Annotated in this window: 30 protein-coding genes; 19 read left to right on the top strand and 11 right to left on the bottom strand. The window is 51.5% G+C overall.

The genetic code is table 11. From position 1 onward, the window contains the following. Window positions 1-418: 418 nt before the first annotated feature. Window positions 419-1,291 carry a serine/threonine-protein kinase RIO2 gene (locus QXF46_00510; GenBank protein MEM0225349.1) on the bottom strand — a complete coding sequence of 291 codons (873 nt, stop codon included), beginning with the start codon at window positions 1,289-1,291 and terminating at the stop codon, window positions 419-421. An 88-nt stretch (window positions 1,292-1,379) separates the two neighbouring features. On the opposite strand from QXF46_00510, the gene QXF46_00515 reads away from it, so the two are divergent. Together QXF46_00515 and QXF46_00520 are read left to right on the top strand one after the other, a co-directional pair. Continuing rightward, window positions 1,380-1,982, top strand: a complete 603-nt coding sequence (locus tag QXF46_00515) for a 30S ribosomal protein S5 (GenBank protein MEM0225350.1) — start codon at window positions 1,380-1,382, stop codon at window positions 1,980-1,982. Between the two features lie 5 nt (window positions 1,983-1,987). After that, window positions 1,988-2,455 carry a 50S ribosomal protein L30 gene (locus QXF46_00520; GenBank protein MEM0225351.1) on the top strand — a complete coding sequence of 156 codons (468 nt, stop codon included), beginning with the start codon at window positions 1,988-1,990 and terminating at the stop codon, window positions 2,453-2,455. Between the two features lie 9 nt (window positions 2,456-2,464). Here the strand turns inward: QXF46_00520 and QXF46_00525 are convergent, their stop codons facing one another. The 9 genes from QXF46_00525 to QXF46_00565 form a co-directional block, all read right to left on the bottom strand. Continuing rightward, window positions 2,465-3,061, bottom strand: a complete 597-nt coding sequence (locus tag QXF46_00525) for a 50S ribosomal protein L18 (protein MEM0225352.1) — start codon at window positions 3,059-3,061, stop codon at window positions 2,465-2,467. A 12-nt stretch (window positions 3,062-3,073) separates the two neighbouring features. Further along, on the bottom strand, window positions 3,074-3,526 hold the full coding sequence (locus QXF46_00530; protein ID MEM0225353.1) for a 50S ribosomal protein L19e: 453 nt from the start codon (window positions 3,524-3,526) through the stop codon (window positions 3,074-3,076). A gap of 65 nt (window positions 3,527-3,591) precedes the next feature. After that, complete coding sequence (locus QXF46_00535) at window positions 3,592-3,975, bottom strand: 50S ribosomal protein L32e (protein ID MEM0225354.1); 384 nt, start codon at window positions 3,973-3,975, stop codon at window positions 3,592-3,594. 15 nt (window positions 3,976-3,990) lie between these two features. After that, entirely contained in the window at window positions 3,991-4,383 is a 393-nt protein-coding gene (locus tag QXF46_00540; protein MEM0225355.1) for a 30S ribosomal protein S8, read from the bottom strand. 9 nt (window positions 4,384-4,392) lie between these two features. Beyond that, window positions 4,393-4,557: a 30S ribosomal protein S14 gene (locus tag QXF46_00545; protein MEM0225356.1), complete on the bottom strand. Its 165-nt coding sequence runs from the start codon at window positions 4,555-4,557 to the stop codon at window positions 4,393-4,395. Window position 4,558: 1 nt separating this feature from the next. Further along, window positions 4,559-5,092, bottom strand: coding sequence for a 50S ribosomal protein L5 (locus QXF46_00550; GenBank protein ID MEM0225357.1), 534 nt, complete (start codon window positions 5,090-5,092; stop codon window positions 4,559-4,561). A 155-nt stretch (window positions 5,093-5,247) separates the two neighbouring features. Further along, a complete protein-coding gene (locus QXF46_00555) occupies window positions 5,248-6,054 on the bottom strand; it encodes a 30S ribosomal protein S4e (GenBank protein ID MEM0225358.1) in 807 nt (268 codons plus the stop codon). After that, on the bottom strand, window positions 6,051-6,449 hold the full coding sequence (gene rplX / locus QXF46_00560; GenBank protein MEM0225359.1) for a 50S ribosomal protein L24: 399 nt from the start codon (window positions 6,447-6,449) through the stop codon (window positions 6,051-6,053). The genes QXF46_00555 and rplX overlap by 4 nt, the downstream gene beginning before the upstream one ends. A 64-nt stretch (window positions 6,450-6,513) precedes the next feature. Beyond that, complete coding sequence (locus QXF46_00565; protein MEM0225360.1) at window positions 6,514-6,906, bottom strand: hypothetical protein; 393 nt, start codon at window positions 6,904-6,906, stop codon at window positions 6,514-6,516. 217 nt (window positions 6,907-7,123) lie between these two features. Here QXF46_00565 and QXF46_00570 point away from each other — a divergent pair, with 217 nt between their 5' ends. The 17 genes from QXF46_00570 (at window position 7,124) to rtcA (ending at window position 21,432) form a co-directional block, all read left to right on the top strand. Then, complete coding sequence (locus QXF46_00570; GenBank protein ID MEM0225361.1) at window positions 7,124-7,573, top strand: uL15 family ribosomal protein; 450 nt, start codon at window positions 7,124-7,126, stop codon at window positions 7,571-7,573. Window positions 7,574-7,575: 2 nt separating this feature from the next. Next, window positions 7,576-9,006 (top strand): preprotein translocase subunit SecY, encoded by a 1,431-nt coding sequence (gene secY / locus QXF46_00575; protein MEM0225362.1) that lies wholly within the window; start codon window positions 7,576-7,578, stop codon window positions 9,004-9,006. 175 nt (window positions 9,007-9,181) lie between these two features. After that, the gene (locus QXF46_00580; protein MEM0225363.1) at window positions 9,182-9,394 is read left to right on the top strand and encodes a FaeA/PapI family transcriptional regulator; all 213 of its coding nucleotides are present in this window, start codon (window positions 9,182-9,184) and stop codon (window positions 9,392-9,394) included. Between the two features lie 302 nt (window positions 9,395-9,696). Then, entirely contained in the window at window positions 9,697-10,545 is an 849-nt protein-coding gene (locus QXF46_00585) for an RNA methyltransferase (GenBank protein ID MEM0225364.1), read from the top strand. 75 nt (window positions 10,546-10,620) lie between these two features. Then, on the top strand, window positions 10,621-11,631 hold the full coding sequence (locus tag QXF46_00590; GenBank protein MEM0225365.1) for a 50S ribosomal protein L3: 1,011 nt from the start codon (window positions 10,621-10,623) through the stop codon (window positions 11,629-11,631). Next, window positions 11,624-12,424 carry a 50S ribosomal protein L4 gene (gene rpl4p / locus QXF46_00595; protein MEM0225366.1) on the top strand — a complete coding sequence of 267 codons (801 nt, stop codon included), beginning with the start codon at window positions 11,624-11,626 and terminating at the stop codon, window positions 12,422-12,424. The genes QXF46_00590 and rpl4p overlap by 8 nt, the downstream gene beginning before the upstream one ends. Next, on the top strand, window positions 12,403-12,663 hold the full coding sequence (locus tag QXF46_00600; protein ID MEM0225367.1) for a 50S ribosomal protein L23: 261 nt from the start codon (window positions 12,403-12,405) through the stop codon (window positions 12,661-12,663). The genes rpl4p and QXF46_00600 overlap by 22 nt, the downstream gene beginning before the upstream one ends. 11 nt (window positions 12,664-12,674) lie before the next feature. Beyond that, window positions 12,675-13,418, top strand: coding sequence for a 50S ribosomal protein L2 (locus QXF46_00605; GenBank protein MEM0225368.1), 744 nt, complete (start codon window positions 12,675-12,677; stop codon window positions 13,416-13,418). 53 nt (window positions 13,419-13,471) lie between these two features. After that, complete coding sequence (locus tag QXF46_00610; protein ID MEM0225369.1) at window positions 13,472-13,891, top strand: 30S ribosomal protein S19; 420 nt, start codon at window positions 13,472-13,474, stop codon at window positions 13,889-13,891. A 45-nt stretch (window positions 13,892-13,936) separates the two neighbouring features. Continuing rightward, on the top strand, window positions 13,937-14,449 hold the full coding sequence (locus QXF46_00615; GenBank protein ID MEM0225370.1) for a 50S ribosomal protein L11: 513 nt from the start codon (window positions 13,937-13,939) through the stop codon (window positions 14,447-14,449). Beyond that, window positions 14,446-15,096, top strand: coding sequence for a 50S ribosomal protein L1 (locus QXF46_00620; protein ID MEM0225371.1), 651 nt, complete (start codon window positions 14,446-14,448; stop codon window positions 15,094-15,096). Before QXF46_00615 ends, QXF46_00620 begins: the two co-directional genes overlap by 4 nt. After that, entirely contained in the window at window positions 15,093-15,983 is an 891-nt protein-coding gene (gene rplJ, locus QXF46_00625) for a 50S ribosomal protein L10 (protein ID MEM0225372.1), read from the top strand. The genes QXF46_00620 and rplJ overlap by 4 nt, the downstream gene beginning before the upstream one ends. A 44-nt stretch (window positions 15,984-16,027) precedes the next feature. Next, window positions 16,028-18,751, top strand: a complete 2,724-nt coding sequence (alaS, locus tag QXF46_00630; GenBank protein MEM0225373.1) for an alanine--tRNA ligase — start codon at window positions 16,028-16,030, stop codon at window positions 18,749-18,751. Further along, a complete protein-coding gene (locus QXF46_00635) occupies window positions 18,720-19,490 on the top strand; it encodes a DUF434 domain-containing protein (GenBank protein ID MEM0225374.1) in 771 nt (256 codons plus the stop codon). Before alaS ends, QXF46_00635 begins: the two co-directional genes overlap by 32 nt. Then, window positions 19,480-19,791: a nascent polypeptide-associated complex protein gene (locus QXF46_00640; GenBank protein ID MEM0225375.1), complete on the top strand. Its 312-nt coding sequence runs from the start codon at window positions 19,480-19,482 to the stop codon at window positions 19,789-19,791. Before QXF46_00635 ends, QXF46_00640 begins: the two co-directional genes overlap by 11 nt. A 25-nt stretch (window positions 19,792-19,816) precedes the next feature. Then, window positions 19,817-20,362: a CDP-alcohol phosphatidyltransferase family protein gene (locus tag QXF46_00645; GenBank protein ID MEM0225376.1), complete on the top strand. Its 546-nt coding sequence runs from the start codon at window positions 19,817-19,819 to the stop codon at window positions 20,360-20,362. An 11-nt stretch (window positions 20,363-20,373) separates the two neighbouring features. Further along, window positions 20,374-21,432, top strand: a complete 1,059-nt coding sequence (gene rtcA / locus QXF46_00650; GenBank protein MEM0225377.1) for an RNA 3'-terminal phosphate cyclase — start codon at window positions 20,374-20,376, stop codon at window positions 21,430-21,432. Window positions 21,433-21,441: 9 nt separating this feature from the next. Here rtcA and QXF46_00655 read toward each other — a convergent pair whose 3' ends face one another. Further along, window positions 21,442-23,244 carry a ribosome biogenesis/translation initiation ATPase RLI gene (locus QXF46_00655; protein ID MEM0225378.1) on the bottom strand — a complete coding sequence of 601 codons (1,803 nt, stop codon included), beginning with the start codon at window positions 23,242-23,244 and terminating at the stop codon, window positions 21,442-21,444. Window positions 23,245-23,248 lie beyond the last annotated feature (4 nt).

Consider the following 23,248-nt stretch of genomic DNA (forward strand, 5'->3'; position numbering starts at 1 on the left):
CACTTGCACAAGTCGTGGCGAGTGCGTTAACGAACCCATCATGCTCTGGAGCTCGCTGATGGAAGGTGCGAGCTCGTAAACATTGTCGACAGCTATCGCCTCTACGCGCTCCCTTTCGATAAGAGCGAAAATCTCGCGCAGTTTAGCGACACCTCTCTCTTTAACGTTACCATCGTAGAGCAGAACATACGCTACAAAAGGCTCATGCAGAGCTGCGGGGGATTCGCCCGGTAGCAAGTCAATACCGATTATCTTCCTAAACAGGCTTGACCCCCTCGATAATGTGAGACTACACCCCTCATGGTTTTAAGCCTTTTTGAATGAACTTTCCTTAGCATCTTTACGGCATGAGCAAAAACGAGCAGCGGGGTGAGACTCCTACGCAAAATGACGGCGATTTTAATCTATTTTAACTTTTTCAATTTAATTTTTGTAAAAATTCTTCTAAGTTATATGATATGTCATACTTTCTTTTAAAAAACTTTAGTAAATTTTCTAGATCTCTTCTCAAATAGTAATGCGCTGAGGGATGATTTCTTGAAACCCACTGTGGCCAATCGAAAATTACGGGACCTCTATGCGAAACTATGATGTTGTATTCGCTCAAATCCGCATGAATTATTCCTGCTGAGTATGCTTTCTCGATTTGGCTGAGCAGTTCCTCCAGAAATTTCTTGGGGTCGGGTAGCGGTGGTACTTCACTGAGTTCAACACCCTCTATATACTCGCACACCACTATGTGCCTGTTCCAATCTATCGGTTCGGGGACAGAAACTCCAGCTTCGTAAAGTATCTTTAAGGCTTCGAACTCATTCTTGGCCGCAAGTCTAGATTGGTACAACCACGAGATGTGATGTCGATCACCGACGTATGTCCTGTAACGTCTCGTCCCTCTAAACGAGGTCCTTCCAACACGGTGGAATTTGACGGCAACTGGTCGACCGGCTGTTGTGATACCCTGGTAAACATCGGCTTCTTTCCCCCGCCCAATGGGTGAAGCCGAGATGCTCTTCAGAGTCCCCCTTTTTGCTAGAGCGTCCAGTGCAAGGCAATCGTAGCCTCTTGTAGTTAGCACGTAACCGGTGTAGCTGCCAATCCATCTCCGCAGAAGACCTAAGGCATTCAGCTTCTTAGTAACGATTAGCGTTTCGTCCAGGTCCAAGCCCGTGAATCTGCTTATTTCTTCGAGGGGAACGTATTGGAACTTAGCCATGCCTCGTTCAACTGCGTTGAGAACCCTGAGGTCTCGCTGGTCTAGCTGTTGAAGAGCCTCCAGAACTTCTTTAACCATCCTCCATCTACCCTGCGCGCACCGTAGCGAACGGCATCTTTGGCATCGTTCCACAAAGCTTTAAAAAGTCGTTGCTGCAGCCATGGGTGTGTCCTCGCTCCAGGAATGGACCCCCCGTACGGTAGCCGGAGTGCTGGTGAAAGAGGGTAAGATAACGAGCATAGACCAGCTCTTCGAGATGAACCTGCCGATTAGAGAAGTGGAGATCGTTGATGCGCTGCTCCCAGGGCTTAAGCACGAAATAGCATCAATAAATCTGGTGCAACGACAAACGGACGCGGGCGAGGTAAGCCAATTCCAAGCTACAGTGGTCGTGGGGAACGAGGACGGTTATGTGGGATTGGGGATGGGGAAATCGCGCCAGATACGGCTAGCGATTGAGAAGGCCATCATACGGGCAAAGCTGAACATAATTCCCGTCAGAAGAGGTTGCGGCAGCTGGTACTGCCTGTGCGGTGAGGCTCACAGCGTCCCCGTAAAGGTTAGGGGGAAGAGTGGAAGCGTTGAGGTGGTACTACTTCCCGCCCCCAAGGGCGTGGGTCTAGTAGCTGCGGAAAGCGCAAAGATAGTCCTCAGGTTAGCCGGGATACAGGATGTTTGGACTCGCACCAAGGGGGAAACACGAACCACCCATAACATGGCCAAGGCAGTTTTCGAGGCTCTCAAGCAAACATACGCTTTAAACGTGTGATAACTATGGCCTTGATAGCTGTAGTCAGAGTTAGGGGGATCCCTGACAGAAACCCAGACGAGCGTAAAACTCTAGAGCTTCTCAGGCTCCACAGAGTACACCATTGTGTGCTTCTGCGTGATACGCCTAGCGTAAGAGGGATGTTGAAGAAAATCGAGTACGCCGTTACTTATGGAGAGATCGAGAAGGATACTCTGGTCGAGCTGTTGAAAAAGAGAGCTAGGCTTCGCGGTAACAAGGCTCTGACTGACGAGTATCTGAAAAGTGCAGGTTTCGGCAGCATCGAGGAGCTAGCTGATGCGTTGCTTGAGGGAAGGGTTGAGATAAACGAAATACCGGATTTAAAGCCAGTCTTTCGGCTTCACCCTCCCAAGGGAGGCTTTAAGGGTAGCTTGAAGAAACATGTAAGCGAGGGCGGCGAGCTGGGATATAGAGGTTCCGCAATCAACGAGTTAATAAAACGTATGATATGATCTGCAGAGCTACTTTGAGGGGGTTGTTACCATCGACCAAGCTGCCTTGATAGCTTCTTTAACTTCATCGAAATGCTTCGGGAGATCCGAGGGGTTCAATCCTCTTTCAATGTACCTAGAGAAAATATGGCTCTTCTCTGAGAGTGTGGAAGCATAATTGGCTATGTGCTCACCCCGCACGCGCTCATCGCTAGGTAAGACCTCATCCCCGATCGGGATGCTTAAGCCAGCATCAACCGCCCCTTTTGCCACGGTAAAGACGCGCGAGCCGGGTACGGTGCGGTGCAAACCTATGTCCAGGATTGCCTCAGTGATGCCAGCTCTAAGGGCTTTAAAGCCGATCAAAAGCCCAAGCAGGTACGCCGAGGGCGTGTTCTTAGTACCTCCCTTCCATCCGTATTTCTTGAGCTCTCCTGAGTGAGCTGACACAAGCGTTACATCGCCGTGGGGTTCTGCTTTCACTATCTGCGCTATAATGTACCTGTTAGTCCTTCTTACAACTAACCTTGGCTTCCCAGACAGTATTAGCCGTCTTCGCTTGTAGTAGTTGGTTACACCCTCACGCCGTCTCCTGAAAGGAACTTTATATCTACCACTTCTAGCCATACCGCGCTCCCATCAGCTCTTTGTTAATATCCCCTGCTCCTTCAGGTAGGTCTTTAAATGGCGTACGCTGGAGAAGGTTCCACCCTTCACTAAAGATCTGAGGCGCCTATACGTTGACGAGTCGATCAATCCCCTCTCCTTAAGCAGTTTGAGGAACCTTCTCTGAGCGCGTACCCTTGATATCCAAACTCTCTTTTCATCTATGCGTGGACCTTTTTTACTGCCTGGACCCCTGCCCCTTCCCTTCTTACGTTGAGCGTGAACCTTCCTCCATCTACCTCTGCTCGGTGTTGAAGGAGGAATCTTGTAGATCACCCCATCCTTAATTAGACGCTTTACATCCTCCCTCGTGATTGCGGTCTCCACTTTATCAAGCGCATCTGGCTTTATGCGAATCCTAGATACGCCTACCTTCAATATGCTAGCCGCTAATCTTTTTACTGTTCGGGTTGCTGCAGTGCTCATCGGCTTTCACCACATGCCCTCCGCCAAACGTTTAAAAATGCAATCCCTTCGCTACTGCGCGCAAATTACGGGTTAGCAATCTTCAAGCCTTTCTCTTGTGCGAGTCTGATGATTTCTGCCCTCTTTTTCTTACCCACTGATGATGCTATCCTGACGATGTGCAGATGTGGATTTAGCTCCTTTAGCTGGGAGGGTGTAGATACCAAAACTTCAGTTAAGCCGCTCGGATGCAGCCCTCTAACCTCGCTTGGACCCCTGTACCCGATCTTCACACGCGGGGGAAAGCCTTTACGCTCTAAACGGATTTTGTTATCCAAGCTGTGGCGTGGGCTACGCCATGAGTCATCAAGCCGTTTTAGCATCCAACTGTTCATCCTGACAAACCGTGGTCGTCGTCGATTCATCTCTTGGCGCAATTTGAGAAGACGGTTAAGTTTCCCAGGCATCATTGGCACCCCCGTGCTTCAGTACACGTAGGCCAAAAGAATCCCTCCTAAACCTTTCGCTTCTGCGTCTCTGTCGCTCATTACGCCTTGTGAGGTCGATAGTATCAGTATTCCAGCATCTCTCGAGGGCAGGAGCTTTTCACGCCATTTAGTGAAATCGGTCTTTTTAGCCGGAAAACGCGGTTTAACAACGCCACAGTCGTTGATTCTACCTATGAGGGTTACCCGTATTTTCCCTCCTCTTCCATCCTCTATGTATTCGAAGTCGCCAATGTAACCGTACTGCTTCATCACGCTCAGCACGGCAATCGTCAGTTTTGAGCTTGGGTAGATTATGCACTCACTTTTACCACGAGCTTCATTGTTCTTTATCGTTGTCATCGCGTTTGCGAGGACGTCTACGACGACCATGGTTAACACCTAGCTGAACTTTTTAAAACCGAGTTCTTGAGCAACCTCTCTGAAACATCTTCTGCAAAGGTAAAGATCGTACTTCCTTATGATTGCTTCGTGAGTGCCGCAGCGCCTGCACCTCATCGATCCTTTACCAAACTTCCTCTTTCTTGGAGGCCGAAGCTTAGCCATATTAAACCACCTTGGCACCGAGAACCTTGGTTATGAACTCTATGGCCTCCCTCTTTGTGACGTAATGGTTCTTCCCTACTCTCGATTTTTTACGTCGTCTTCGCGATACACGGTAACCGGGCCTCTCTAGAGCTACAATGACATCCATGCCGAAAATTCCGACAGCGGGATCGTATTTGACACCCGGGATTTGAATATGCTCCCTGATGCCGAAAGAGAAGTTTCCATGCTCGTCGATGCTCGATTCCTTGATCGTATAGTTGACTGCTGCTAAGGCACGCTTGAGGAACTCGTAGGCTTTTACTCCCCTAAGCGTAACCATGCACGCTATGTTCTCACCCCGTTTGATGCCGAACTCCTTTATCGTTTTGCGAGCCGGTCTAAATGTGGGTTTCTGACCAGTCAGCATTTCAAGAATCTTCCCCGCGTTTGCCAGCCGCACACCCGATTCGCCCACAGCGATGTGAACCACTACTTTGCCTATGAACACCTTCCTCATGGGGTGGTCGCTCTCCAAGTACGGCACTTCAGGCACGGCTAGCGGTTGCAACTGGAGCATTTTAAAAGTGTTTGGTGGCGTTTGGCACATGTCATGAGAAATTGTTTTTCAAGGCTACGAGGGTCTCCTTGACTCGCTGATACCCTTTAAGGGATCTCGTTTTCCCTTTCCTTTCTAGGTTTCGTTAACCGCTATAGCTGCTCTCTTTGGCTTAATCTCTCTTCCCACGCGTTTATCTCCTCAGAAGTTGGTAGCGAGATGACTGGTTTTTCTGCGCCAATCGTGAAAACATAGTCGAGGATTGTTCTAATGACATCGTTGCCGTCAAGGCTGCGTAGTTCGGCTAACGCTCGTGCCCGCTTAAACGCCGTCTGCTGAATTGTCTCTATGCGACCAACAAAACCGACGTTCCTACCGTTTATTACATAAGCAATGAAACCTTCACTGATAGGTATGTGCTGCATGATGCTTTTCGATTTTAGGTTGAAAACAATGGTATCTAACGTTCTTACAGTTTTGTAAAGGTCCGCCTCCCTATCCTTCGATAAAAGATACGTTCTACCGTCGTGGAAGGTCAACTGGATGTTGCCGCCCTTCACCGTAGTCTTCCTCTTGACTCTCAATAGCTTGATCTCGCTCTCTCGCTCACTTATCGAGTGAAGCATGAAGAATTTTGAGGGGTGTGGGAGAACCCTGTAGTACTCCTCAACCCCCTTGAGGTAAATAACGTCCATGACGCCGACGGGGTACTTGTAGTCGGTGACTACTTTCCAATCTACGTATACCTTTCTCTCAGAGAGTATTCGTCGCGCCTCCCTAAGCGTGTATGCGTAACCGAGAACGTCGCGTAGGATCACTGAGATGGGAATGGAAAGGGAGGCTGGGTGGGGCCCAGGTGAGGGCTTAATAGCCCATACGAACCCTTTCCGGGTGATGGGCCAGTGGCGGGGAGCTGTACTGCGGCGTAAATGCCTTAGGGAACCCTTACTTTCACTCATTTAGCGGTCACCTCCTCTATCTTACCGCTTTTCCTTTGCAGAACTTTCTTTCTAGACTCGTCTGAGAGATCAAGCTTGGTTACGACAACCTTTGAGGGGTGAATAGGGACGTAGATCTCTCTGCCATCCGATCGTACACGCGTTGCGCCTTCTACGAAGATTCTTCCTTTCTTTACGAGAACTTTAACAACTTTACCTTCGTGCCCCCTGAAGCTGCCCCTAACGATAAGCACAGTATCGCCAGTTCGAACCCGTACTCTTTTAACACCGTATTCCTTTCTGAGCTCCTCCGATAGGGGGGCTACGAGCTGCTTGGATTTGATGTGAAGCGGTGCCCTGTACAATTGCCGTTTTCTCACCTTGCGCGGTTGACTCGATACAGCTTTGCTGCCCATAGTTGCGCCTCCGCGGGGATTCAGCTTAAAAACTTACCCTATGAACGGACGTAAAAAGCCTAACTTACGCTTCCGGTGGAGGACTGCTAGCAGCTGCAGCAGCTGCTGCCTTTTCCCTCTCTATCTGCTTCTTCGTTTCTTCAACGATTTTGCGCCAATCGATGTGTCTTTTTATTAGGGTTTGAAGATGCTGTCGTAGTAGATCGTTCGCTCTTTCCTTACCCATCCTAGCGACGTTCCATGTAACGAAGGGTGAATAGAAAGTAGCTTTCTGTATCTTAGGCTTATCATCCTCTAAGGTAAACTGAATAAATCCTAGCTCTCTCAGGTAGCACGTGTCATTAGGGCAGAGGATGTCGAGTTCTCTGTTTTCTTTCTTTATGTATACGACCTTATACTCCGATGGATCCTTTATAACCCTTCCACATACGCACTGAATGTACTCGCTTTCGCCCAATTTCAACCCCCTCGCAGAACCTGGCGAACCCGCATAATTAAGTTCTTCGCTACGGGCTCGTTTCAGCAATCGAAGGTTTACATCATGGATCAGATGCGAGCTGCCTCATCCCTGCCTCACCGTTCGCGCGATCTATTAAAAACTCTGCGGCCATCGGCTTGCACGTCATTTTTATAATAACGTAATTAACAGGCTGTCGGTGGCATCGTAAGTGGTGGTGCGGAGGGAGAAGAAATCCAGGTACTACCGTGGATCAAGAACTTGCGGCTGGGGAAGAGTAGCCCAGCACAGAAGAAGCGGTAGGAAAGGTGGACGAGGCAGGGTAGGATACCATAAGCACAAGTGGAGTTGGGTAATGGTGTACGCCCGAGACTGGTACGGGAAACACGGCTTCACTCGTCATCCTTCACTAATTCCTGAGAAAAGAGTGTTAAATGTGGGCGAGCTTGATGAGAGAGTGGAGGAGCTGATCAAGCGGGGGGTGGCCCGGGTGGAAGGCGATACTGTACACATCGACATAACGCAGCTAGGCTACAACAAGTTGGGTGGTCGCGGTAGGGTGACCAGAAAGCTGGTGGTAGTGGGGATTGAAGCCACCGAAGGTGCGATTCGCAAGCTTAAAGCTGCCGGAGGCTCCTTCCTAACGAAGAAGGGTGAAGCCCTTTGAGCGTGACGGGGACGTTGCTAGCGTTATTCAAGATTATACCTGAGGTCCCCAAGCCGCCCAGGAGGCTTAGGCTAGGCGAAAGAATGTTCTGGACAGCTCTTGTCCTACTGCTCTACTTAGCGCTAGGCCAAGTGCCTCTTTACGGAATACACTGGACGGAACAGGGGTATCAACCGATGTGGCTCGTTCAAATCATCATGGCCTCTAGACGTGGTACGCTTCTGGAGCTGGGCATCGGCCCCCTCGTGACAGCCGGTATAGTTTGGCAGTTGCTCGTGGGCAGCGGGATAATTGAGCTAGATCTTACGACAAGGGAGGGTAGGAGGATCTTCGCTGGCGTTCAGAAGCTTCTTACAATCCTCTTCGCCTTGGCGGAGGCTTTAGCCTTCATATGGGGAGGGGTTTACGGACCCCTCTCCCCTGCAGCTCAGATGGTGGTTCTAGGCCAATTGATGGCTGTTAGCGTGTTGATTCTGCTCATGGATGACATGCTTGAGAAGGGTTGGGGCATCGGTAGCGCGGTTAGCCTCTTCATACTGGCCGGAGTGGCTCAGCAGGTATTCTGGGAGATTTTCTCTCCCGTTGGTCCAATGAAGGATGGCTTATACGTGGGCTTCATCCCCTCACTTATCCACGCAAGCATCGTGTATGCGACTACTGGGAATTCTACGTTGCTGCATGAGGTGTGCTTTCGTAGGAGCGGCTTCCCAGACTTGATCGGCCTGATATCAATGGTCGGCTTCGTGCTCGCACTTACCTACCTTGAGAGCATGAGGGTGGAGATACCTATCTCGGCCCCCCGATACGGAGGTATCAGGGCGCGAATACCCTTGAAGTTCCTCTACGTTTCCAACCTTCCGATAATTCTCGTTTCTGCTCTTATGGCCAACATCCTCATCATAGGCAGAGCTGCATGGACTCGCTTTAACCCGGATAACTCAAACCCATGGCTGAACTGGTTCGTGATGTACAATGCTACGACCATGCAGCCACTAAAACCATCGTTGATCTACTACATGACTGCGCCGCGGGGTTTAATGTCCGTGATAAACGACCCAATCCACGTGGCTGTATACGCCACCATGTTGATCGGGCTTTCGGTGGCCTTCTCTCTCGTATGGGTTGCAGCAACTGGAATGGATCCTAAAGGTCAAGCGGAGGAGTTCGCTAAAGCCGAGCTACATGTCCCAGGGTTTAGATCTTCGGCTAAAGTTCTCGAGCATCTTCTAAGCCCTTACATCTGGGCTCTCACGATCCTCAGTGGAGCCATTGTAGGAGCATTAGCAGTCATAAGCGACATTCTAGGTACGATTGGTACGGGGATAGGTTTACTGCTCGCGGTGGGAATCATCCTCCAGTACCAGCAACTACTAACAAGGGAGCAGCTGCTGGAGATGCACCCAACCCTAAGCAAGCTACTAGGTGCAAGGTAGCAGTCTGTAGAGTCAAGGTTACAACCCGCAGAGGAAAGCACTAGCCCGTGAGCTTGGGACCAGTTTTAACTCAATTAACCATTCAGCCCTTAAAGCGTTAGATAATCGTTCTACCATCAGATAGTGGTGGGTGTTAGGAAATAGTTTTTAACGTGTTACAGAGAAGGTTCTTGCAATGCCGAGGCGATCTACAGCACAGGTTGCTGATCGGAAGCATAAGGTCATAGAATTCTTAAAAACCCATGGAGAAACCCCCACTTCAACCCTCGTCAGAGAGCTGGGGCTTACGCACTCTCAAGCGTTCTACGTACTGAGGCTACTCTTAAAAGAAGGTAAGGTGAGAGAGGTTAAGCGAGGTAAAGTAGCTTACTGGGTAGCCGTAGAGTAGATACAACGGTCGCAAAACATAAATTGGGGTACCCGGTCTTCGCTTCCGCGAGCGGGCATGGGAGGAAGGCAGAGGACATCCATATTCTTCGATGTGGAAAAGAAGGAGACCGAGTCTCAAAGCTCAAGAAGCAGCGCTAGGGAGAAGGAGAAGAAGCAGAAGTGAAGGCGCACAGTGACGCATGGGGCTCAATGCCTTTCAGCGAACCTAAGTAAAAATATAATCTCTCTTCAAGCATTCCTTCGGCTCTGGTACCGAACAGTGGCAGAGTTTAAGACGTCCCCTCTTTGAGACCAGACTCGGTGTCGTTTACAAGAGTAGAGGGGGGTGTAACGAGAAGGCCGCCTCCCAGCCCGGCAGTGAAACGTAGAGTCGCCATCCCTTCATCGCTTTTCGTGGGTGAAGATCGTAAGCTGGCCACGCTACGATTAGGTCTAATTGCCCGCTATCTTTCAATTTTCCGGGTGGAGGAAGTATTGGTGTTCGGAGTTGACAACGAGTTCGTGGTAGATGTCCTGAGATACGCTGAAACTCCACCCTACTTGAGGCAAAAGCTGATACCGCTGAAGAGCACGTTGAGGTACTGTGGTGTCATCCCCCCACTCCAGAGCCCTCACCACCCCCCATCACCTAAGGGCCGCGGCTTTGTATGCGAGTATAGGGAGGGGGTTGTTCTAAGAACGTTTACGGATGCTGTGTTGGTAGATGTAGGTTTGAAGGAACCGGTATTGGTGCGGGGGAGAGCGAGACCTCGCGAGAGAGTAACGGTAATAATCGATGATGAACCCCGGCTGGTTCATAGGCAGGAAGTGCCTTTCTATTGGGGGTACGAAGTATCTACAGCACCCAATCTGCGTGCAGCGGTGTTAGCGTGCGAGGGTTATGTGAAAGTGGCAACGTCGAGATTAGGCGATCCTGTGAGAAATGTTGCGGAAGAACTGGTAAGGGAAGCTAAGCGTAAGGGTGGAATTGCTGTGTTCTTTGGTGAAAGGGAGCGGGGGCTGCTCGATATAGCTCTTGAAGAGGGTTGGGATCCCAAAGAATCATTTGACTTTATCGTCAACCTTGTGCCTAATCAGGGCACATTCACTATAAGAACGGAGGAGGCGATACCGATCACCCTAGCTATCCTCGACTTTTTGCTTGACTGAGCCGCCGAAGGGTTCACGGTAGGTTTAAAAATCTCTTAGGCGACTGCGCGTGCAGCTGCAACTAGGGGGGTTAGAGTGGTTAAGGATCATAAACCACGACGAGGGAGCATGGCTTACTACCCGCGGAAGAGAGCTCGCAGTATAGTGGCTCGTGTAAGAACGTGGGTTGATGTCGGAAAGGCCAAGCTTCTGGGCTTTGCTGGCTACAAGGTGGGCACCTTACACGTAGTGAAAATTGAGGATAACCCCAATAGTCCTCTTTACGGACAAGAAGTCGCAAAAGTTGCCACGGTGATCGAAGCTCCACCATTAATCGTGTTAGCAGTCAGAGCCTACGAGCGAACGCCCTACGGGCTTAAGAGTATTGCTGAGGTCTGGGCTAAAAGTATCCCTAAAACTCTAGAGCGAGTCTTTACGATCCCCAAGAAGGACTCCTTTGATGAGCAGATGAAGAAGCTCGTAGAAATGAAGAGCAAGATCGCTGAGGTGAGAGTGATAGTTGCTACACAGCCGAAGAAATCTGGACTTGGTAAGAAAAAGCCAGAGGTTTTCGAAATCAAAGTAGGCGGAAAACCTAACGAAGCGCTGGAGTACGCGCTGAGCGTACTGGGGAAGGAAGTGAACGTTACAGAGGTGTTTGAGCCAGGACAGTACGTTGACGTGCTGGCAGTAACGAAGGGTAAAGGTTTCGGGGGGGTTGTTAAGAGGTTCGGAGTGAAAATCCTCCCCCGTTGGCATAAGCATAGGAAGGGTAGCAGGAGGATTGGTACAGTGGGTCCTCAAGCTCCAGCTATAATGTTTACAACGCCGTTTGCCGGCCAGCTAGGTTTTCATCAAAGAACAGAGTACAACAAGCGTATACTGAAGATTGCTGATCCTCAAACCGAAAATATCAATCCAGTTGGCGGATGGCCTCATTACGGGCTTGTCAGGAGCACATACCTGATAGTGGAGGGGACTATACCGGGTCCGCCCAAGAGGCTTGTAAAACTGAGGTTCGCTGTGAGGCCTAGAAGGGAGAAGAGGGAGCCGCCGAAACTGGTCTATGTAAGTACGCAACCCTTAGGAGGTGAGGGTAGTGGCTAGGTTAGTCAACGTTTTCGACTTGGAGGGCAACATCGTGGGAAGCATAGAGCTCCCAGCAGTTTTTGACACCCCTGTAAGAGTCGATCTCATCAGGAGAGCCGTGCTAGCACTAATGACATCAAAGCTGCAGCCGAAAGGCACTGACCCCTTAGCTGGCTTAAGGACTACAGCGGAGAGCTGGGGTGTTGGTCACGGCGTAGCTAGGGTTCCCAGGGTGAAGGGCAGTAGCAGAGCAGCTAGAGTCCCACAGGCTGTAAAAGGTAGGAGGGCTCATCCACCCAGGGTGGAAAAGAAGATTCGTGAGTTTATAAACGAGAAGGAAAAGAGGTTAGCGACCGTTTCAGCTCTCGCGGCCACGGCGAACTTAGAGTTCGTGCGGGCCAGGGGTCATCGCGTGGATCGTGTAAAGCAAATCCCCCCAGTCGTGGTCGATGATTTCCAACGTTTAACACGGACTAGCGATTTAAGAAAGGTGCTGGAAGCTCTAGGTCTATGGGACGATGTTGAAAGAGCGGCAGATGGGACAAGGATTAGGGCTGGAAAGGGTAAGATGAGGGGGAGGCGTTATAAAGTGCCTAAAAGCCTGTTGATTATTGTGGCTGAGAACGATGGTATAGTATGGGCTGCGCGGAACCTCCCTGGAGTAGAGGTCGCAACGGCCAGGCTAGTCAACGTAGCTCAGCTGGCTCCCGGTGGACACCCGGGGAGGTTAACTCTTTACACGCTTTCATCACTTAAAATTCTTGCTGAACGCTTCAAGGGTGTAACCGTATGGAACCCGATGGCGTTATAGTTAGATTGCACGTGACAGAGAAATCTCTGATGCTAGCGGAGCGCCACAACGTAATGACCTTTATCGTCCTCAGGACCGCTTCGAAACCTCAGATAAAGAAGGCTGTTGAGAAAATGTACGGCGTGAAGGTGGCGAAGGTAAACACTCTCATTACTCCAACAGGCGAGAAAAAAGCATATGTAAAGCTCGCAGAGGGGTACAACGCAATGGATGTGCTCAGTAGGCTGGGTGTGCTCTAAGGTGATCTAGTATGGGCAAGCGTTTGCTCGTTCAACGAAGGGGTCGTGGAAGTAGTGTGTTTAGGAATCCGGGTTGGAAGCATGAAGGGCCGGCTGAGTACAGGGTGTACGATCCGGAGTCTATCTCCAACACGGTCATAACTGGGGTAGTGACGGAGCTGCTTCACGATCCGGGGAGGGGGTGCCCCCTAGCCCGAGTGAAGTTCGAGGATGGTGTTGAAATGCTGATGGTAGCTCCCGAAGGGCTATCCGTGGGGCAAAAGATATACTATGGGGCGAAAGCCCCGATTAGCTTAGGTAACATCCTTCCGCTTGCTAGTATTCCGGAAGGGACCCTAGTTTGCAATGTTGAGATAAGGCCTGGTGATGGAGGTAAGCTTGCGCGCTCATCCGGCACTTATGCTGTAGTTCTGGCACACAGGGATGGAAAGACCCTCCTGCAACTACCATCAGGTAAGGTCAAAGAGGTTAGTTCTCAATGCAGAGCAACGATCGGCATCGTCGCCGGAGGCGGTAGAGTTGAGAAGCCCATGCTAAAGGCTGGGAAAATGTATCACTTGTCGAAAGCTAAATCATTCAAGTATCCGAGAGTCAGAGGTAAAGCGATGGGTGCGTACGCGCACCCCGCAGGCGGAGGCCATCACCCCAAGGGTCTCACGCCGGTTCCAAGAACAGCGCCACCTGGGCAGAAGGTGGGGCATATTGCTCCGAGGAGGACGGGGCGGAAGAGAGGTGGTACTCAATCCTCCAAGTAACTTATCGCATCGCGATGCTTTTATTACTTGAAGTTGTAGCCCCCCGAGGTTAAATGAGCTCATCGGGAGGGTTCCTCTACAGGGGGTACACGCTCGAACAATTGGCCGCAATGCCTCTCGACAGACTGGCGGAAGTACTCCCAGCGAGGCAACGGAGAACGCTTCGCCGGGGCTTAGGGAAGGAGCATAGGAAACTGCTGGAGAAGATAAGGAGGGTTAAGCAGATGATGGAGGAAGGGAAGGTCAAGAAGCAACCAGTGATAAAGACCCATCTAAGGGACATGATAGTGCTCCCCGAGATGGTTGGCCTGACGCTGCACGTCTACAACGGGAAGGAGTTTGTACCGGTAGAGATCAGGCCGGAGATGATCGGGCACTATCTGGGGGAGTTTGCTCCAACGTGTAAAAAGGTTGAACATGGAGAACCCGGCCTTAAAGCAACACGGTCTTCGATGTTCCTACCCTTAAAGTAGGTTTTTAAACGGCTTTTAAGCCAGCTCACGGCGAGGTGTCACGAGGTGTCTGCATCGACGAAGACATTCCAGTTCCTGGTTGAAGGTGGAAAGGCTACTGCAGGTCCACCGATAGGCCCAGCGCTCGGGCCTCTTGGAATCAACGTCTTAGAGGTTGTCAGGAGGATCAACGAGCTGACTAAAGACTTCAGTGGAATGAGAGTACCAGTTACAGTACGAGTCGATGTTGAGAAGAAGAGCTTTGATGTTTCAGTTGGAACTCCCACCACTGCCGCACTGATAATAAAGGAGTTGAAGGCGGAGAAGGGGTCCGGGCAACCGGCACGCGAATACATAGGTAACCTTTCCTTTGAATCGGTAGTGAAGATAGCGATGATGAAGAGGTCCGATATCGGTGCTAAAACTCTGAAAGCGGCCGTTAAGTGCGTAATAGGGACATGTCAGAGCATGGGGGTCAAGATCGAAGGTAAAACACCTAAGGAGGTGTTAAAGGAGCTCGAGAGAGGGGTATACGACGAGATACTGAGGAAATTCGAGCTTGGAGGTGGGATGCGGTGAGCGTGAAAATCGATGCGTTGGTAAAATCGGTTGAAGAAGCAAAATCTAAGGCAAAGCCGCGCAGGTTTGTGCAGAGCTACGAAATAATAGTGAAGCTTCGAGACGTCGATGTGAAGCAGAGCGAGAACAGGTTTGTCGAACTGATCACCCTCCCGCATCCACCGCCCAATAAGCTGTCCACGGTCGCGGTGATCGCGGAGGGGGATCTAATGCTCAGGGCCAAAGAAGCGGGCGCCGACATCGTACTCTCTAGAGCGGATCTTGAGAAGATTGCCGCGAGCAAAAAGGAGGCTAAGAAGCTCGCTAAAAAGTATGACGTATTCTTGGCGCAAGCTGACTTAATGCCGCTGGTAGGTAGACTCTTGGGACGCTACCTTGGTCCGCGAGCAAAGATGCCGCAGCCAATCCTACCCGGCACCGATCTAGCAGCTGCTATTGATCGAGCGAAGAAGTCGGTGCGAATTAAACTGAGAGATCAACCCCAAATCGCGTGTAGGATAGGTAGCGAGATTCAGAGCCCTAAGGAAGTAGCAGAAAATGCTGCTGCTGTGCTGACCTTTTTACTGAGCAGATTCAAACCTTATAACATCGAGAAGGTCTACTTGAAGTTAACTATGGGCCCCCCTGTTGAGGTGGCGGTAGTATGAGAGCGCTAACCAGTTTAAGGGTAAGGGCTAGTCCGCCCAGTAAGGTTGCGAAGTTACAGAACTACTCTGAGCTCCTTTCAAAGTATAACTTCTACCTCGTAATAGATGTGACGGGAATCCCCGCATCAGCGCTGCACATGCTACGCCGCAAACTCATGGAGCGCGGGGCTGTCTTAAAGGTAATTAAGAACAAAGTTTTCCTGAAAGCTTTGCAGAATCTTAGAAGAGGAACACCCGATAAGCTAGTTACCAAATTAACTGGTCAGAACGCCGTGATTTTCACCAACGAAAACCCCTTCTCTCTCGCACTCTTCCTGCTTAAGGAGTATAAAATGACGCGTAAAGCCATGCCTAACGATATAGCCACAAGCGATATCGTCGTGCCCTCAGGAAATACGGGAATAGCACCAGGCCCTTCAATGAGCCTCTTTGGCAAGCTCAAGATTCCGATCAGAGTTATGGAAGGAACAATTTGGGTAGTCTCCGACACCATTGTCGCTAGGAAGGGTGATATCATCACCCCGGAGCTAGCTGAGCTACTAGGCAAACTCAACATCAAACCAATCGAGATAACCATCCCGATAAAAATGATCAGCATCGATGGGCGCATAGTCGAGCCCGGCGAGGTATCGTTTGAACCGGAGTACTACTCCAAATTGCTTGCTGAAGCTCAACAGGAGGCGATCAACCTAGCCATCAACGCCTACTTGCCTCTCCCAGAAGTCATCCACGTGTTGATTTCAAGGGCTGTTGCACAGGCTGACGCATTAGCGGTAGCGCAAGCGCTTCCGCTGCCAGGAGTGATCGAGCGCAGTTTATCCAAGGCTTATCTGCAGGCTTCAGCCCTTTACAACCTCCTTAAGCAGCAGAACCCCAATTTCGCGTAAGCAAGCAAAAGGTTATTTTTGTTCAAGCTACAACCCTGAGCAGCATGGGAGAGGAAGAGTTCCTGCATCTGCCATTCTTCAAGGAGAACGGCTTTCTTCTGAAGAAGTGTAAGTTATGCGGGAAAAGTTTCTGGACACTAAATCCTGAGCAAGATGTCTGCGGGGATCAGCCGTGCACCGATTACGAGTTCGTCGGCGAAGGTCTTGTCTCATTGTTCAATGAGCCCAGAAACGTTAGAGAAGCTTTTCTAACCTTCTTCGAGAAGGAGGGGCACGCTCGGATTAGTCGATATCCTGTGGTAGCGAGATGGAGAGACGATGTGTACTTGGTCGGAGCTTCGATCTACGACTTTCAACCGTGGGTAACCGAGGGGATCGTAGAACCACCAGCTAATCCGCTCGTAATATCGCAACCCAGTATAAGGTTGACGGACCTTGAAAACGTCGGTAGAAGCGGTCGTCACTTGACAGGGTTCGAGATGATGGCCCATCACGCGTTTAACATAGGCGATAAAACTGTATACTGGGCCGACGAAACTGTCCGCTACGCGTTCAGGGTCTTGACCGAGGTATTCAAGATACCGCCCGAGCAAATATCGTTCAAGTTCGATTGGTGGAGCGGTGGGGGTAACGCCGGTGAAGACTACGAGGTGCTAGTCAAAGGGTTGGAAGTTGCAACACTAGTCTTCATGCACTACCGCGTTGTAGGAGAGAAGTTCGTACCCATGCCGAACAGGATCGTAGATACCGGCTACGGCCTGGAGCGCCTTCTCTGGCTCCTAAAGGGAACACCAACGGTTTACGACGCGGTATTCCCGAGCATCATAGATCAATTGATGAGGGAGGCGGGCCTTAAGCCCCTAGACCCGAAGATTGCTCTAGCGGTTGCTAGGAAGTCCGGTAAGTTGGACTTTAAAAGACCTTTAGAGGCTCAGCGTCAGTTAGAACAGATCGCAGAAAGCCTCGAGGTAAGCCTGGAGGAGCTCAAAGGCGCGATAAGCCCGTACCACGATCTCTTCGCCCTGGTTGATCACACCCGCACGATCCTCTGGATGATCGGTGACGGTGTAGTACCCTCAAACGTTGGCGCCGGCTACCTGGCAAGACTGCTGATACGTAGAGCGCTTCGGCATTTATGGAAATTAAGGATCGAAAAGCCTCTCGCCGAGATTGTAGCGCGACAGATTAGACACTGGAGTTTAGACTTTCCTGAATACCGCGAGATCGAAGATGAAATCATTGATATCGTGAGCTATGAGGAGAAAAGATTCTTAGAAACTCTTCAGCAAGGCAAACGAACGCTGGCCAGGCTTGCCAGGGAATTGAAAGCTAAGGGTCGCAGCGAACTTCCAGCGAATCTGCTCGCCGAGCTGTACGAGTCCCACGGCCTACCCCCGGAAATTGTTGCGGAGGAGCTCTCGACGCACGGCTTGGTGGTCAACGTGCCAGTCGACTTCTACCTCACGCTAGTATCGAAGCACCAGGAGGCGAAGCGGCTGGAGGAGCGAGTAGGAGTGGAGCTAGATAAATTGATCGAGGGGCTCAAGCCGACCGAGAAGCTCTATTACATTGATCCCCGAATGCTACAGTTCGACGCTATTGTGCTGCGATCTGAGGGTAATAGGGTCATTTTAGATCGAACGGCCTTCTACCCGGAGGGTGGGGGGCAGCCTCACGACCTTGGGATTTTAAGCTGGGAGGATGGCATGTGCCATGTCGTTAGAGTGCTTGACGTGAGAGGCATTGTGATTCACGAATGCGAGGGGCCAGTACCCCCGACCGGTGCTAAGGTGAAGGGCCTAGTCAACGCTGAGAGGAGGTTTGCGCTCATGCGCAACCATACTGCCACGCATATAGTCCTGGGTGCTGCTAGAAGGGTTCTCGGAAAACACGTCTGGCAGGCAGGCGCACAAAAAGGTATAGAGCAGAGCAGGTTGGATATAACCCACCACAAGAAGATTACACCGGAGGAATTGAAGCAGATCGAACGCCTAGCGAATCTAGTAGTTATGGAGAACAGGCCTGTGCGAGCGTTCTTCGAGGACCGCTCTAAGGCAGAGATGAAGTACGGCTTCACCCTCTACCAAGGTGGTGTGGTACCGGGCGCTAGGCTAAGGATCGTTGAGATCGAGGGTTGGGACGTAGAGGCCTGCGGAGGGGTTCATTGCTCGAGCACAGGGGAAGTCGGATTCATAAAGATCATTAAGGCGGAGAGGATCCAGGATGGGGTATCACGTCTCATCTTCAAAGTGGGTAGCGCAGCGGTTGAGTACGCTCAACAGCTCGAAGAAAGCTTAAGCAAGATCGCTGATATTCTGGGAACTGAGCAGAGCAGGGTTGTAGACTCGGTGAGTGAGCTTTTGAAGGAGCGCGACGCGCTGGCTAAAGAGCTCAAGGAGCTAAAGGGTAGGCTTCTAGACGCTGAAGCGGCAAGAATCGCGTCGCAGGCGGAGCAGATAGCGGGCTTCAATTTCGTTGCCATCCTAGTGGAAGAGAATGACGTAAAAGAGTTCGCGCTCCGAGTCGCCAAGAACCTAAAACGTGCCGTCGTGGGAGTTGTCAACAGGAAAGGCAGCTACGCTATAAAGGTCAGCGATGAGTTAGTGGGAGAAGGTTTAGACGCCAGAAAACTGAATGAGGAACTCCTCCGCAGGGTGAATGGGAGGGGAGGTGGAGCACCCGATCTGGTGTCAGGCAAGGTGGAGGAGCCGCTAGCGTTTTGCTCAGCTTTGAGAGATGCGCTACTACTCAAAGCCCAGCCCCATTAGAATTCACTTAACGAGAAGGCTTTTAGAAGCCGGTGTTGATTTCCTTTATCTCCTCGAAAGAGGGTACAACCGGGATGCTGCACTAAACATGGTAACCGCGCGGTGGAACTTAAGCAGGCTAGAGAGGCTCACTCTCTACCGCGGGGTTTTTGACAGAAGCACATCTCGCGAACGGGCTTCAAAGCTTCTTCAGAACCCCTCAAGCCTAGCCATCGACGGTTTCAACGTTCTCTCCACAGTTCAATCCGCGCTCGTAGGCGATAGCTTGATCCTAGCTACGGACGGTTTTGTCAGGGATCTCTCTGCCACCGTTAGAAAAGTGAGAGTGAGTCCTCTACTCGCATCCGCGCTCTCTATCGTGCTACACTACATCGCGAGGTTGGGAGCCCACGAAGTGTTCATCGTGTTCGACGCCCAAGTCAGCAGAAGTGGTGAACTATCTCGGTTAACTCAGGAACTAATGAGGAACTTTAATCTGAAGGGCTCGTCGATCACGAGCAGCAAAGCCGACAGTTTCCTCATCTCCTGTAGCGATGAATACGTAGTGGCTACCAGCGATTCCCTGCTGCTTGATCGCGTCGCTCGTGCAATCGATCTTGGGGGGCTGATCAGTTGCCACATAGCTGAGGAAAACATAATTAATCTGAAGACTCTCATCGAGGAGGGGGTGAAGAGAGTTGCGGAGAGTATCGCCGAGGGAGCTCGAACGTATGATGAGAAAACTGGGGATGAAAGTTAACCAGCTAGCTTGCGAGAGGGTCATCTTCGTCCTAACCGACAAGGAAATCGTAATCGAAGACCCTACGGTGACGCTTATCGAAGTGCAGGGTGAACGAATGTACCAGGTAGCGGGACGCGAGGTGGAAAAGCCTCGAGAGGAGCAAGTGATCCTGGAGTTCTCGGAAGAGGACGTGAAGCTGGTGGCAGAACAAGCGGGAGTCTCGATGGATGAGGCCAGGAGTGCCCTAAGGGAAACTGGCGGGGATCTGGCTCAAGCTATCATCCTCCTCCAAGCTAGGAAAGGGAGTACTAATGTTTAATAAGGCTCGAGGAAGCCTTGAAAAGTTGCTAGATGCATTGGGGGTTGCGAAGATCCCCCTGAAGCCGAACACGATAACGATAACCGCGCTAGCCCTCTCTCCTATTGTTCCTGCCATGGCATACTTAGGAGCCTCCCCCTCCCTCGTTGCTGTAGTGCTGCTTGCCTCAGCGTCTCTAGACGGGCTCGACGGGTACATAGCCAAGAAGAAGGGGATGCAAAGCACGTTCGGCGCATTCCTTGACTCAACTGCGGATCGGGTGAGCGACTCCCTCTATACGTGCGCGCTCGCGGCGGCGAATATAGTGGATTATCCCTACGCGCTCGCGCTCTTGACGGCGGAGTTCGTTGTGAGCTACACGAGAGCAAGGGCTGAAAGCCTAGGTGTGAACCTGGCTGGGGTGGGATTAATGGAAAGAGGGGAAAGGACGATCTTTAAAGCCATCATACTCTTCTCTGCATCCTTCCACGTTGGTGTGGCGAGAACATTGACCTTCCTCTTGCTCGCTCTTACGGCTGCAACAGCGCTACAGCGCGTAGTGGCAGTAAAAAAGGCGCTTGAAGGCAGGTAGGGGTGACAGGTATGATAGTCATTGATGGTTCATACGGCGAAGGTGGAGGCCAGTTGCTGCGTTACAGCGTGGCTCTCGCGTCGCTCATGGGTATAGACGTGAGAGTCGTGAACATCCGTGCGAAGAGATCTCCTCCCGGCTTAAGACCCCAGCACCTGGCGGCGGTTAGAACGATCGCGCAGCTCGTGGGTGCGAACGTTGAAGGATTGTTCATCGGGTCGATGGAGATAGTCGTAAAGCCTAGAGGAAGGCCAAGAGGAGGCAAGCTTGAAGTGGATATCGGCACTGCGGGTAGTATTTCGCTACTACTTCAAGCCGCGCTTCCCGTGCTAGCGGCCGCAACCGATATGGTGGCCTTACGCGTGAGAGGGGGGACGGACGTTAGCTGGTCCCCTCCGATCAACTATTTCGAGCATGTCCTCATACCCCTATTGAGAAAGTTCGGCTTAAGGGTTGAATTGAAGGTGGTACGCAGAGGTTTTTACCCGCAAGGGGGAGGGATTGTGGAGGTTAATGTATTTCCCTCTTACCCGCTAAAGCCAGTTGAGATCGAGAGGGCGGGAGAACTGAAGGAAATTAGGGGCATCTCGTACGCCGCTAACCTGCCGCGGCACGTTGCCGAAAGGCAGGCAGCCTCGGCTCGAGATGCGCTAAGGCTCGCTGGCTTCGGGGATTACCTTGGCGAGATCGTTATTGACGTGGAAACTCCTGCGATCGGTCCAGGCAGCGGGATAGTCCTTTGGGCGGAGTACGAGAACGGTGTTGTGGGGGCAGACGCGCTGGGGGAGAAAGGGAAGAGGGCGGAAGTTGTGGGGCGCGAAGCGGCTGAGAAGCTCATCAGCGTTCTGCGCAGTGGGGCTCCCATTGACGCTCATGCTTTGGATAACATTGTAATCTATATGGCACTAGCAGAAGGTCGATCAACAGTGGTATCAAACGAGCTCAGTAGTCATGCTGAAACGGCTATATGGCTTTGCGAACAGCTCACCCGTACTAAATTCACCGTTTCGCACGAGAAGGTGGGCGTGAGAGTTGCAGCGGAAGGCGTCGGTTACCGTGCGTTAACTTGAAGGGGCTCTCTACTCGCTTTCCTCGGCGAGAATGGCCGTATAATAGTACTCGCCGAGACTTTTCAAGTACCTGTCCAGCCTCGAGTCCTCTTTATTGACCCTGGGGCGTAGAGTGTCTGGATCTCTCCTGAACGTCACGCCCAGCTCTCTGAGGAGGGCGTTGAAGCCGTTGCGCAAGCTTAGTGGGGAAGAAGCCTCACCCTTTAAGCTCGGCTCACCCCTAAAAACCATGAGGGAATCGGCTATGAAGTCCTGTATCATGAGGTCGTGCTCTACGACTATAGTGGCGACACCGCGCTCTTGGGTTAACCGCCTAACTACGCGTGCAACCGCGTAGCGTTGCTCAACATCCAGGTAGGCCATGGGCTCGTCAAGCAGGTAGATGTCGGCCTCTCTGCCCAAAGCAGCAGCGATCGCAACTCGCTGAAGCTCGCCACCACTTAGCTCCTCCACATCCCTCTCCATGAGTTTATGTAGACCGAGGGGCTGGATCAGCTCACTCCAGGTGATGCTCGCGCTGAGGTCGACGCCGGCCTTCTCGAGAACCTCCCGTACAGTGCCCACCATCGATTCGCGGGGTACCATCTGGGGCTTGTAGCTCAACCTCGAGCCGGGCTTTATCTCGACCCAACCATTGTCCGGTTTTAACTCTCCAACAAGCATCCTCACGAAAGTTGTCTTCCCGATGCCGTTTGGACCCACAACCCCGACAATTTCTCCCGCGTAGATTTCACCAGCCTCGACCTCCAGCTCAAAACCGTCAAGGCGCTTGATCAGCGTGCTCCAACTAGCGACTATTGCCCCGGGGCGGGTCACACGCTCTGGCGGCTTAACGTGGAACCTGATTTCATGATCCCTGAATCGTATGTTCTCCTCTTTCAGGACCCCCCTTAGGAACACATTGATGCCGGTCCTCACGCTCCTCGGTAAGCTAACAATTCCATAGGCTCCCGGCTCTCCATAAAGCACGTGGACGTAATCAGACATGTAGTCAAGCAAAGCCAAGTCGTGTTCAACCACTAAAACGTACTTCCCCCTCCTGGCCAACTCTCGTATGGTGCGAGCAACCCTCAACCTCTCTCTCACGTCGAGGTAGCTCGAAGGTTCATCGAATACGTAAACGTCAGCGTTGCGGCACATGGCGGCCGCTATGGCTAGCTTCTGCAACTCGCCGCCGCTCAATTGGCTGACCGTTCTATCGAGCACCTTCTGGAGCGCTAAAGACTCAACGATCTGATCCATTACACCGTTTTCGTCTACACGCTTTAGAACGTCCCTAACGGTGCCCTTCACGTACTTCGGTATAACGTCGATCTCCTGAGGCTTACGTACGGCGATAAACTGCCCGTTGGCCAGCTTCTGGAAGTACGTCTGAAGCTCCGATCCCCTGAAGTAGCGGATGATCTCATCCCAATCAACGCCCTCAAGCCTACCCAAATTGGGCTTGATCTCACCAGACAGTATCTTGAGCGATGTCGACTTTCCAACACCGTTGCTTCCAATAATACCTACTACCGATCCTTGCTTAGGTATGGGAAGTCGAAAGAGTTCGAAGCCGCTTGGGCCGTACCTGTGTACAAGCTCCTCGCGCAATTTCTCAGGGAGGTTAACAATGTGTATGGCGCTGAAAGGGCACTTTCTTACGCATATACCACATCCTACGCAGAGCTTTTCATCGATAACAGCGCGCTTCAAGTTTTCATCGATCCAGACGCACTTAGCACCAGACCTATTGATGGGGCAAAAGCGGACACACTCCTGGCCGCACTTGCTGACTCTGCAGAGGTTACGTTCAACCACCGCTACGCGCATGCTG

The sequence above is a fragment of the Thermofilaceae archaeon genome (assembly GCA_038731975.1).
In the GTDB taxonomy this organism is placed as follows: domain Archaea; phylum Thermoproteota; class Thermoprotei; order Thermofilales; family Thermofilaceae; genus JANXEW01.